The sequence below is a fragment of the Kitasatospora sp. NPDC002543 genome (genome assembly GCF_053594915.1).
Genome location: NZ_JBSFWR010000162.1, coordinates 1 through 11,482, shown reverse-complemented (window position 1 = coordinate 11,482; position 11,482 = coordinate 1). Strand labels below are relative to the sequence as shown.

Here is an 11,482-nt window from a genome sequence, read left to right as displayed (position 1 = left end):
GTCTCCCGCAGGACCAGCAACGGCAGCGCGATCGAGGCGAGTTGGGAGCCGAGCGAGGCCAGCAGTGTGGGCCCGCGGGTGCCCGCCCACCGGCGTGTCTGGCGCGCGTGCGGTACGTCGGCGGACCTCCCCCGAGGACACGGCCGCCGTCCGTCGGTCCCCGGACAGGAGGCCGGGGCTGCGCGCGGAGCGGATGGTGGGTCGGAGGACGGTCCTACTTGGGCGCCTTCTTGCCGGTGACACCCAGGTACACCAGGGGAGCGAGGTTGGGCTTGAGGTCCTTGACCTTGACGCCCCAGGAGGTGAAGGCCTTCTGGTGCTCGGCCGCCGAGGCGAGCAGCGAGACCAGGGCCCCAGCCACGGCGTTCGGGTCGAGCGACTTGTCGGCCTGACCCTTCGCCTGGAGTTCCTTGACGGCCTCTGCGAGCGGCTTGGCGACCGCGTTGAGGACCGTCATGCGGATCTTGAAGAACCGCTTGTCCCCTTCGGCGGCACCGAGCGTGACCACTCGGAGAATGGCGTCGTTCTTGCGCCAGAAGGCGAGGAATCCGTCGACCAGTTCTTCCGAAGTGGTCGGTCCGGACTTCCCTGCCCAGGACTTTCCGGCCACCAGCTCTTTGAGCTGGTCGGCGTCCTTGGCCATTTCCTCGGCGATTTCGAGGACTGCGCCCTCGACATCCGGGAAGTACTGGTAGAAGGTCGCGGGGGAGGTACCCGCCATACGGGCGACGTCGATGACCTTGACGTCCCGATAGGGCGACGTGCTGAGCATCTCGCGGAGGCAATCGAGCAGCTTCTGCCGCGTCTCCTGTCCGCGTCGCCCGGCGACGCGACCGTCGACGGTGCGAACTTGTCCTGTCATGCCGTCAGCTTACCGTGGCACGATCTTGGCGCGATTCGGTGATGCGACTATTACTCCGCACGGGGGTTGGTATAGCGGCATGAACCACTTCGGACGGATATTCACCGGGCCTCGAAGCCCCTGTTGAAGCCCCCCCGTGTGCCTTTGATCTCACAGCGTGACGGCGAGTCCGCTGAGGGGTGATCGGGTGACAGAGCGTGACGGCGGCCGAAGAGTGAGGTGCCGTCCGGAAGTGAACGGTCCGGGGCTCCGCGCGCAAGCCGCCCCCGGAGCGGGCGTCGGGATCCGGCCGTTCCGTCCTCGCTGGTCAGGGGCCCGTCCGGGGCGTCGTTCGGGCCCGGACGGCGCGTTCCGGCGGGTGGGGGAGGTTGGATATGCGCGGGGCGGCATTGGAGAATCGGGTCCGGCACCACGCGGCGGGTGCGGACAACGGGGAGGTGGCAGCGGAGTGGACCAGCTGACGGCGCACGATCCGAGGCGGATCGGGCCCTTCGAGGTGCTGGGGCGGCTCGGCGCGGGTGGGATGGGGCTGGTCTACCTGGCGCGTTCCGCGTCGGGCCGGCGGGTCGCCATCAAGACCGTGCGGGGTGAGCTGGCCGAGGACGAGCTGTTCCGGGTCCGCTTCGCCCGCGAGATCGAGGCGGCCAAGACGGTCGGCGGCTTCTACACCGCGGCCGTGGTGGACGCGGACGCGGACGCCCGGGTGCCCTGGCTGGCCACCGCGTACATCCCGGCCCCCTCGCTGGAGGACCTGGTCGAGGACTGCGGCCCGCTGCCGGTGGAGGCCACCCGCTGGCTGGTCGCCGGCATCGCGGAGGCCCTCCAGTCCATCCACGCGGCCGGGCTGATCCACCGCGACCTCAAGCCCTCGAACGTCCTGGTCGTCGAGGACGGCCCGAAGGTGATCGACTTCGGCATCGCGGCCGGGGTGTCCAGCACCCGGCTCACCATGACCAACGTCGCGGTCGGCACCCCCGCCTACATGTCCCCCGAGCAGGCCAGGGACAGCCGTACCGTCCGGGGCGCCAGCGACGTCTTCTCGCTCGGCTCGCTGATGGTCTTCTGCGCCACCGGGCACCCGCCCTACCGGGGCACCAACCCGGTCGAGACGGTGTTCCAGCTGCTGCGCGAGGAACCGGACCTGACCGGCATGCCGCCGGAGCTGATGGACCTGGTCCGTGCCTGCATGCAGCAGGCCCCCGAGCGCCGGCCCACCCCGGCGCAGATCCAGACCGAGCTGGCCCCGCACCTGTTCTCCCGGGACGACGCCTCCGGCGAGGCCGGGGACTGGCTGCCGGCCAACGCGCTGGAGCTGATCGAGCGCAAGCGGGGCCGCCGGCCAGCCGCCGCGCCGCGCCCGCCCGCCGGTCCGGCCCATCCGCCCCCGCCGCCGCACGCGCCGCCCGCCCACGTCCCGTCGCAGCACCTCGGGCCGGCCGACCCGCGCACCAACCCGGGCGGGCGGCACGCCCAGTCGCCGGCCGGGCCGGTGCACGGCATGCCGAGGCCCGGCCAGGGCTCGGACGCCGAGATCCCGACCGCGAAGATCGCCTCCCCGAACCGGCACCGGGCGCCGACCGGCGGCTCCGTCGAGGTGCAGTTGTCCGGCGCCTCGGTGCGGATAGGCCCGGGGCCGCGGGCCGAGTACGAGCAGCCGGGCCCGAGCACCGCCCCGGCCACGACCGACTGGGTCCGCCGGGCGCCCACCCCGCCGCCCGCGCCGGTCGCCCGCTGGCGCCCCTGGCGGTTCCGGATGTCCAACGACGTCTGGGGCACGCCGGTGGTCGCCGACGGCACCCTCTTCGTCTCCAGCTTCGAGGTGCACGCGCTGGACATCGCCTCCGGCGAGCGCCGCTACAAGACCCGGGACGTCGCCTGGGCGCTCGCGGTGGACGCGGGCCGGGTGCACGCCGCGGACGGCCCGCACCTGTACACCGTGGACGCCGTGGACGGCACCGAGCGCTGGCGCACCTCGCTGGACGGCTGGGTCTACTCGCTCTCCGCCGCCGACGGCGTGCTCTGCTGCGGCATCAGGGGCGGCGGCGTCCAGCTCCGCTCGGCCGCCAACGGCGCCGAGCTGTGGCGGGCCGACGACGCCCAGCAGGACTACGAGAACCCGCAGTCCGGCCCGGTCCTGGTGGGCGGCGCCGCCTACTACTACGGCGGCGGGCGGCTGCGCTGCGTCGACCCGCGCGGGACGGGCCTGCGCTGGTCCTTCCAGGTCGGCGACGACGTGCCCTCGCACCCGGTCGAGCGCGGCGGCGTGCTGTACGTGTCGGCCGGCACCCGGGTGTACGCGCTGGACGCGGCCAGCGGGGCCGAGCGCTGGCGCTTCGAGGCCCCGGTCGTGCTGTTCACCCCGCCCGCGCTGGACGCCGACGCGGTCTACGTGGCCGACTACCTGGGCACCGTCTACGCGCTGGACGCGGCCACTGGCCTGGACCGCTGGCGCGGGGTCACCGGCCGGCGCCAGGGGGCCGATCCGGTGGTGGTCTCGGACGGCATGGTGCTGGTCGGCAACGGCGAGGTGCTGTACGCCTTCGAGGCGGCCACCGGCCGGGAGCGCTGGCGCTACACGGCGCGCGGAGAGATCGTCGGCTCCCCGGCGGTGGCCGACGGCCTGGTGCACCTGGGCAGCCGGGACCACTCGCTGCACACCCTGGACCTGTCGAGCGGTCAGCTGCGCTGGGAGCTCGGCACCAAGGGCGAGCTCACCGGCTCGCCGGTGGCGGTCGGCGGTCGGGTCTTCGTCGGCTCCAAGGACCGCTGCGTGTACGCGCTGGACGCCTTCTACGGCACGGCGGTGCCCGCCCGCTGAGCGCGGGGCGGACACCGCCGGACCGGCGACCGGGCGGGCCGGCTCAGGCCTTGCGGGCCCCGGGGTGGCGGCTGCACCAGCCGTCCCACGCGGAGGAGACCATCTCGGTCACGTCGTGACGGGCGGTCCAGCCCAGCTCGCGGTGGATCAGGTCGGCGGAGGCCACCACCCGGGCGGGGTCGCCGGCGCGGCGCGGGGTCACCTCGGCGGCGGTGTCGTAGCCGGTGACCTTGCCGATCACGGCCAGCATCTCCTTGACGCTGACGCCCTCGCCGCGGCCGATGTTCAGCACCAGCCGGGTCGCGCCGGCCGGGTCGGCGGCCATCCGCTTGGCGGCCGCCACGTGCGCCGAGGCGATGTCGGAGACGTGGATGAAGTCGCGGACGCAGGTGCCGTCCGGGGTGAGGTAGTCGTCGCCGAAGATCCGCGGGGCCTGACCGGCGGTGAGCCGCTCGAAGACCATCGGGATCAGGTTGAACACCCCGGCGTCGGAGAGCTCGGGGGAGGCGGCGCCGGCCACGTTGAAGTAGCGCAGGGCCACGGTGGACATGCCGTGGGCCTGGCCGGCCGCGGCGACCAGCCACTCGCCGGCCAGCTTGGTCTCGCCGTACGGGCTCATCGGGGCGCAGGGCGTGGACTCGGTGACCAGGTCGACGTCCGGCATGCCGTAGACCGCGGCGGAGGAGGAGAAGAGGAAGCGCTTCACCCCGCCCTCGGCGGCCGCCTCCAGGACGGTCTGGAGGCCGATCATGTTCTCGCGGTAGTACAGGAAGGGCTGCTCGACGGACTCGCCGACCTGCTTCTTGGCGGCGAAGTGCAGGATGCCCTCGACACCGTGCTCGCGGATCGCGGCGTCCAGCGCGGTGCGGTCCAGGGTGGAGCCCTCGATCAGGGGGACGCCGGCCGGCAGCCGGGAGGCGTCGCCGGTGCTGAGGTCGTCCAGGACGGCGACGCGCTCGCCGGCGTCGAGGAGCTGTCGGACGACGTGTCCGCCGATGTATCCGGCACCGCCGGTGATCAACCAAGTCATGGCCCGATCCTAGGGGTTCGAATTCGATCGCCACGTTCGGGCGAGTCGGTGCCGCAAAGCGGACAAAACGGTGAAAAGCTGACAAGGATTTCCGTGCACTCATGCCCGCGCCCCTCGGCGTGGTGACGAATCGGAGGCAGTCAGGTGCGCCGTCACAAGGAACCCACCCTCCTCCCGCCCACCGGACCCCGGCCGGGCGGCCCGCGGGCGCCGAGGGGACCGGCCGGGCGGCTGCCGGGAGCGGTCGCGGTCGCGGCGGCGGCCGCGCTGGCGCTGGCCGGCTGCAGCAGCGGCTCGTCCTCCTCGTCCACCGTCGCCGCGACCGGCTCGCCCACGGCCGGCACCCAGGCCGCCGCGACGCCCGGCCCGTCGAACGGCGCGACCCAGCTGCAGGAGGCCTACCAGACGGTGATCGCCAACGTGCTGCCCTCCGTGGTGCAGATCACCACCGGCGACAGCCTCGGCTCCGGCATCGTCTACGACGACAAGGGCGACATCGTCACCAACGCCCACGTGATCGGCACCGCGAAGACCTTCACGGTGACCCTCGCCAACAGCACCACCACGCTGGACGCCGGCCTGGTCGCCAGCTACCCCGACTCCGACCTCGCGGTGATCCGGCTGAGCAACCCGCCGAGCGGCCTGCGGCCGGCCAGCTTCGGCGACTCGAGCAAGGTCCAGCTCGGCCAGATCACCCTCGCCATGGGAAGCCCGCTGGGGCTCTCCAGCAGCGTCACCCAGGGCATCGTCTCGGCCACCGGGCGGACCGTCTCCGAACCCCAGGGCCCCGGGTCGCCGGGCGCCACCATCGGCAACATGGTGCAGACCTCGGCGGCGATCAACCCGGGCAACAGCGGCGGCGCGCTGGTGAACCTGGACAGCAAGGTCATCGGCATCAACACGCTCGCCGCGACCGAGCCGCAGACCAACGGCTCGGCCGCCCCGGGCATCGGCTTCGCCATCCCGGCGAGCACCATCACCAACATCGCCGACCAGCTGATCAAGCAGGGCAAGGTCACCAACTCCGGCCGGGCCGCGCTCGGCATCACCGCCCGGACCAGCTTCAACCAGCAGTTCCAGCCGGCCGGCGCGGTCATCGTGGCGGTCACCCCGGGCGGGGCGGCGGCCTCGGCGGGGCTCCAGGCCGGCGACGTCATCACCAAGATCGGCGACACCCCGGTCGACTCGCTGAACGCGCTCACCACCGCGCTCGCCTCGCTCACCCCGGGCAGCAAGGTCACCGTCACCTACACCCGGGACGGCGGCACCAGGACCGCCGACGTCACCCTCGGCGAGCTGGAGACCGCGCAGAGCCCGTCGCCCTGAGCTCCGGTACGGGGACGCCGGGCCGCACGCCGCGCAAGGGCTCAGCGGGCCGGGTGCCGTACCGGAACGGCGCCGGGGCCTCGTCACTGCTCGACGAGGCCCCGGCGCCCTGCCGTGTCCGGGGGCCGCTTGCCCCGGCCGGGCGGTCAGCGGCGGGCGGTGCGGGTGCGCCAGGGCAGCTCGACGGTGACGGTGGTCGGTCCGCCCTCGGGGCTCTCCACCAGGAAGACCCCGTCCACCGCGCGGATCCGCTCGGCCAGTCCGGCCAGGCCGCTGCCCGGGTAGGGGGCCGCGCCGCCCTTGCCGTCGTCCTGGACCAGCACCATCAGCTGGTCGTCCGAGCGCCAGACCTCGACCGAGGCGGAGCGGGCGCCGGCGTGCTTGGAGACGTTGGTCAGCAGCTCGCTGACGGTGAAGTAGGCGATGCCCTCGACCGCCGAGTCCGGGCGCTCGGGCTGACCGTCCGGGCCGGCCAGGTCGACGTTCACCCGGACCCCGCCGGGGACGGTGCAGCGGGCGGCGACCGAGGACAGCGCGGCGTCCAGGCCGCGGTCGGTCAGCACCGCCGGGTGGATGCCGCGGGCCAGGTCGCGCAGCTCCTGGAGGGCCAGCTTGACCTCGCCGTGGGCGTTGTCGACCATCCGGGCGGCGGCCGCCATGTCGTCCTCGGTCTCCACCTCGCGCAGCCGCTCCTTGGCCATGCCGAGGTCCATCGCCAGCGCGACCAGCCGGGCCTGGGCGCCGTCGTGCAGGTCGCGCTCGATCCGGCGCAGGTCGGCGGCGGCGGTGTCGACCACGGTGCCGCGGTCGTCCTCCAGCTCGCGCACCCGCTCGGCCAGGGCGCCCGGGAAGAGCAGCGACTCGATCAGGATGCGGTCGGTCGCGGCCAGCCCGCGGACCACCCAGGGCAACACCGGCCAGAGCACGACCACCGAGACCAGGGTCACGGTGAAGCTCACGATGCCCCAGGGCAGCATCAGCAGGTTGTAGAGCGCCGAGCGCCAGTTCAGCAGGTCGGTGAGGTGGGCGATGGTGAAGCCGACCATGCCCGGGCGGCGCGGCTTCACCGGCTCCGGCTCGTCGATCGCGGAACCGTACGCCGCGCGGGCCCGCTGCCGGCCCAGCCGGCCCAGGGCCCGCGCGGCGCACAGCCCGCCGGCCAGGATCGGCAGCCCCACCACGGTGATCGACAGGCCCAGTCCGGCCGAGAGCAGCAGCACGGTCACGATGAAGCCGGCCGAGCCGAGCGGGAAGTTGAGCATCAACCGCCCGACCTGGTGCCACATCCGTGCGCCGTACAGCGGCGGGCGCTCCATCCGGTCGTCCTGCTCCTTGATGGCGTCCACGGCCCGTTGGTGCAGCGGCTTCATCCGGATCTACCGTCCCTCTTCGTCGTGCGGCTGGACCAAGCTTCCCGAACGCCGGGCGATGGATGCCATGGGGGTGATACATCTTCCCGACCGGGGGTTAACCCCACCCCGGGGCCGGCCGCCGGACCTCCGCCGGGGTGTCCACCGGCCGTCTTGCGGAGCGGGCAGGGTTCGGGCGGAGCGGAGAGGTCCCCTTAGACTCACGCTCTGGCCATGGTTAGGACCGTGAGAGCAAACGTCGTAGAACTGTCCTGAGGGCGGATTCACGGCCGAGGTGGAGGCGAAGGCATGGAGGGGAAGCACGCGGCTGCCGCCGCGGCCGACCCGGCGGTCGGCAGCGGCTACTTCGACGCGTACGCCGCGATGGGCCTGCTGGCCGTCGTCGGAGTGCTCTTCGTCGCCGTGGCCTTCACCGCCAACCGGCTGCTGCGACCCGTGGTGTACTCGCCCGAGAAGCTCCTCGCCTACGAGTGCGGGGTGGACCCGGTGGGCGAGGACTGGGCGCACACCCAGATCCGCTACTACGTGTACGCCTTCCTGTACGTGATCTTCGCGGTGGACGCGATCTACCTGTTCCCCTGGGCGACCGTCTTCGCCTCCGCCGGGTACGGCGCCGGAACACTGGTCGAGATGTTCCTGTTCATCGGCTTCCTCGCGGTCGGGCTGCTGTACGCCTGGAAGAAGGGCGTTCTGGAATGGACGTGACGCACTCCCACTCGCACGGCGACGCGCAGGGCGGTCCCGTCCCGCTCGGGCTGCCGGACCCCTCGCGCCCCGGCGCCGTCGAGCGCCGCGGCATCGGCCCGCTGGCCCGGCTCGCGCCGGACCCGGTCAAGGTGGTGCTCAACTGGGGGCGCCGCTACAGCCTCTGGTGCTTCAACTTCGGGCTGGCCTGCTGCGCGATCGAGTTCATCGCCGCGTCCATGGCCAAGCACGACTTCATCCGGATGGGTGTCATCCCGTTCGCGCCCGGACCCCGTCAGGCCGATCTGATGATCGTCTCCGGGACGGTCACCGACAAGATGGCGCCCGCCGTCAAGCGCCTCTACGAGCAGATGCCCGAGCCGAAGTACGTCATCTCCTTCGGCGCCTGCTCCAACTCCGGCGGCCCGTACTGGGACTCGTACTCGGTCACCAAGGGCGTGGACCAGATCATCCCGGTGGACGTCTACGTGCCCGGCTGCCCGCCGCGGCCGGAGGCGCTGCTCCAGGGCATCCTCAAGCTCCAGGAGAAGATCGCCTCCGAGTCCCTGCCGGACCGCTACACCACGCCCGCGGCGGCACTGCGCCGCCCGCTGGTGGCGGGCCCCGGCACGCCGGAAGGGGGAGCCTCGTGACGTCCGCCGAGCAGTACGCGGCGTCGGTCGGGGAGTGGGCGACCGGCGCCGAGGCGTACGGGCTGATCACCGTCGACGTCCCCGCCGAGCACTGGATCGAGGCGCTCACCAACGCCCGGGACGTCCTGGGCCTGGGCTTCTTCGACTGGCTGAGCGCCGTCGACGAGCTCGCCGAGGGCTTCTCCGTGGTCGCGCACCTGGCCGCCGTCGAGGCGCCGGGGGTGCGGCACCTCGCGCTGCGCACCCGGGTGCCGCGCGCCGGGGCGGCGCTGCCGACCGCCGTCGCCGTGTACGCGGGTGCCGCCTGGCACGAGCGCGAGACCCACGAGATGTTCGGCATCGACTTCCCCGGGCACCCCCACCTGGTCACCCTGCTGCTGCCGGACGGCTTCGAGGGGCACCCGCTGCGCAAGGAGTTCGTGCTCGCGGCCCGGGTCGCCAAGGACTGGCCGGGCGCCAAGGAGCCGGGCGAGTCCGACCACGGCGGCGGGCCGGCCCGGCGCAAGATGCTGCCGGCCGGCGTGCCGGACCCGAACGAGTGGGGGCCGCTCAAGGGCACCCTGCCGCCGGTCGCCGAGCGGCCCGCGCGCGGTGCGCGGGCGGCCGGTGCTGCGGCGCGGACGCCCCGGGCGGCCGCGGGCGCCGGTGCTGCCGGTGCCGCCGCTGCTGAGGGTGCCGAGGGCGCGCCGCCGGTGCGGGCGGACCGGCCGCGGCGGACCCGGTCGGTGTCGGCGGGGTCGGCGAGCCAGGCGGCCGCCGAGGCTCCGGCCGCCGGGACCCCGGCGGCCGTTCCGGCCGAGGGCGCCCCGCCGGTGCGGGCCGACCGGCCGCGGCGGACCCGGTCGGTGTCCGAGGGATCGGTCGGCCAGACGGCTGCCGAGACTCCGGTCACCGAGCCCGCTGCCGCCGAGCCGTCCACCGCCGAGCCGTCCGCCCTTGCGCCGTCGGCCGCCGAGCCGCAGGCCGGGCCCGCGGCCGCCGCGCGGCCCCGGTCCTCCGACGCGCCCTGGCACAACCCGGTGCCCGCCCACGACGAGAAGCCGTCGGCCGGGAAGCCGGCCGGGAAGCCGCCGGCGAGGTCGGCGGAGGAACCGTCCGGGGCACCGGGCGAGCCGGCCGAGCAGAAGGACGACACCTCGGCCGGACCGGCCGACCAGGACGGAGACGGCGCGTGAACCTGCTCGACACGGTGCTGCGCTGCGTCGCCACCCTCGTCGTCTTCCTGGTCTTCCCGCTGGTCATCGGCCAGACCGAGCACAAGGTCATGGCGCACATGCAGGGCCGGCTCGGCCCGATGTACGCGGGCGGCTTCCACGGCTGGGCGCAGCTCGTCGCGGACGGCGTGAAGTTCGCGCAGAAGGAGGACATCGTCCCGGCCGGGGCGGACCGCCGGATCTTCCAGCTGGCGCCCGCCGTCTCGCTGCTGCCGTACCTCTTCGTGCTGCTGGCGATCCCGGTCGGCCCGGACGGCTTCGTCGGCCAGGCCGTCGACGCCGGCCTGTTCTTCGTGCTCGCCGTGATGGGCGTCGGCGTGATCGGCAAGCTGATGGCCGGCTGGGCCTCGGCGAACAAGTTCTCGCTGCTCGGGGCCCTGCGCACGGCCGCCCAGCTGATGTCGTACGAGCTGCCGATGGTGCTGGCGGCGGCCTCGGTGGCGATGGCCGCCGGCACGCTGTCGCTGCCCGGGATCGTGGACGCCTGGGAGTGGTACTGGCTGCCCTGGCAGATCATCGGCGCGTTCGTCTTCTTCACGGCCGGTCTGGCCGAGCTGCAGCGGCCGCCGTTCGACATGCCGGTCGCCGACTCGGAGATCATCTTCGGCGCGTACACCGAGTACACCGGTCTGCGGTTCGCGCTGTTCCTGCTGTCCGAGTACGTGGGCATCCTGGTGGTGTCCGCACTGACCGCGGTGCTCTTCCTGGGCGGCTGGCACGGGCCCCTGCCGGACCAGCTCGGCTGGCTCTGGATGATCCTCAAGACCTTCGCGCTGGCCTTCGTGGTCATCTGGCTGCGGGTCACCTACCCGCGTCTGCGCGAGGACCAGCTGATGCGCTTCGCGTGGACGGTGCTGATCCCGCTCGCGCTGGTCCAGCTGGCCCTCACCGGCATCATCAAGGTGGCGATCTCATGAGTTTCCCCGGAGTGGGGCTGGCCAAGGGCCTGGCCGTGACGCTGCGGACGATGACGAGGAAGAGCGTCACCGCGCAGTACCCCGACGTGCAGCCGGTGCTGCCGCCGCGTTCGCGCGGCGTCATCGCGCTGCTGGAGGAGAACTGCACGGTGTGCATGCTCTGCGCGCGCGAGTGCCCGGACTGGTGCATCTACATCGACTCCCACAAGGAGACGCTGCCGGCCGCCGAGCCGAACGCCCGGGCCCGCACCCGCAACGTGCTGGACCGGTTCGCCATCGACTTCTCGCTCTGCATGTACTGCGGGATCTGCATCGAGGTCTGCCCCTTCGACGCGCTGTTCTGGTCGCCGGAGTTCGAGTACGCGGAGACCGACATCCACGAACTGACCCACGAGCGGGAGAAGCTCCGCGAGTGGATGTGGACCGTCCCCGCGCCGCCGGCGCTGGACCCGGCGGCCGAGGAGCCCAAGGAGATCGCCACCGCGCGCAAGGCGGCGGACAAGCTGGCCGCCGCCGCGGCCCCGGCCGCGGCAGATCGGGAGAGCGTGGGGGTGGGGAAGAGTGTGGGAGGGGGGGTGTAGATAGCGGTGGGCGGCGGATCAGGAAAA

10 protein-coding genes are annotated in these 11,482 nt (G+C 73.2%); 7 read left to right on the top strand and 3 right to left on the bottom strand.

All coding sequences use genetic code 11. The features are described 5' to 3' along the window. Nucleotides 1-214: 214 nt before the first annotated feature. The gene (locus ACWD4P_RS36435; RefSeq protein ID WP_224284690.1) at nucleotides 215-862 is read right to left on the bottom strand and encodes a TetR family transcriptional regulator; all 648 of its coding nucleotides are present in this window, start codon (nucleotides 860-862) and stop codon (nucleotides 215-217) included. Nucleotides 863-1,310: 448 nt separating this feature from the next. Between ACWD4P_RS36435 and ACWD4P_RS36430 the strand changes: the two genes are divergently transcribed. Next, nucleotides 1,311-3,680, top strand: a complete 2,370-nt coding sequence (locus tag ACWD4P_RS36430; protein WP_359822730.1) for an outer membrane protein assembly factor BamB family protein — start codon at nucleotides 1,311-1,313, stop codon at nucleotides 3,678-3,680. Nucleotides 3,681-3,723: 43 nt separating this feature from the next. On the opposite strand, the gene galE is transcribed toward ACWD4P_RS36430, so the two are convergent. After that, the gene (galE, locus tag ACWD4P_RS36425) at nucleotides 3,724-4,710 is read right to left on the bottom strand and encodes a UDP-glucose 4-epimerase GalE (RefSeq protein ID WP_449782581.1); all 987 of its coding nucleotides are present in this window, start codon (nucleotides 4,708-4,710) and stop codon (nucleotides 3,724-3,726) included. Nucleotides 4,711-4,941: 231 nt separating this feature from the next. On the opposite strand from galE, the gene ACWD4P_RS36420 reads away from it, so the two are divergent. Next, entirely contained in the window at nucleotides 4,942-6,036 is a 1,095-nt protein-coding gene (locus ACWD4P_RS36420) for a S1C family serine protease (protein WP_449782582.1), read from the top strand. A gap of 146 nt (nucleotides 6,037-6,182) precedes the next feature. On the opposite strand, the gene ACWD4P_RS36415 is transcribed toward ACWD4P_RS36420, so the two are convergent. After that, nucleotides 6,183-7,352: a sensor histidine kinase gene (locus ACWD4P_RS36415; protein ID WP_359822745.1), complete on the bottom strand. Its 1,170-nt coding sequence runs from the start codon at nucleotides 7,350-7,352 to the stop codon at nucleotides 6,183-6,185. Nucleotides 7,353-7,694: 342 nt separating this feature from the next. On the opposite strand from ACWD4P_RS36415, the gene ACWD4P_RS36410 reads away from it, so the two are divergent. The 5 genes from ACWD4P_RS36410 to ACWD4P_RS36390 are packed head-to-tail and all read left to right on the top strand — an operon-like array spanning nucleotide 7,695 to nucleotide 11,455. Next, entirely contained in the window at nucleotides 7,695-8,111 is a 417-nt protein-coding gene (locus ACWD4P_RS36410) for an NADH-quinone oxidoreductase subunit A (RefSeq protein ID WP_449782580.1), read from the top strand. Next, a complete protein-coding gene (locus tag ACWD4P_RS36405; protein ID WP_359822739.1) occupies nucleotides 8,102-8,743 on the top strand; it encodes an NADH-quinone oxidoreductase subunit B in 642 nt (213 codons plus the stop codon). The genes ACWD4P_RS36410 and ACWD4P_RS36405 overlap by 10 nt, the downstream gene beginning before the upstream one ends. Beyond that, nucleotides 8,740-9,918 (top strand): NADH-quinone oxidoreductase subunit C, encoded by a 1,179-nt coding sequence (locus ACWD4P_RS36400; protein ID WP_449782579.1) that lies wholly within the window; start codon nucleotides 8,740-8,742, stop codon nucleotides 9,916-9,918. Before ACWD4P_RS36405 ends, ACWD4P_RS36400 begins: the two co-directional genes overlap by 4 nt. After that, a complete protein-coding gene (nuoH, locus tag ACWD4P_RS36395) occupies nucleotides 9,915-10,874 on the top strand; it encodes an NADH-quinone oxidoreductase subunit NuoH (RefSeq protein WP_449782578.1) in 960 nt (319 codons plus the stop codon). Before ACWD4P_RS36400 ends, nuoH begins: the two co-directional genes overlap by 4 nt. Continuing rightward, nucleotides 10,871-11,455, top strand: a complete 585-nt coding sequence (locus ACWD4P_RS36390; RefSeq protein ID WP_449782577.1) for a NuoI/complex I 23 kDa subunit family protein — start codon at nucleotides 10,871-10,873, stop codon at nucleotides 11,453-11,455. Before nuoH ends, ACWD4P_RS36390 begins: the two co-directional genes overlap by 4 nt. Nucleotides 11,456-11,482: the final 27 nt, after the last annotated feature.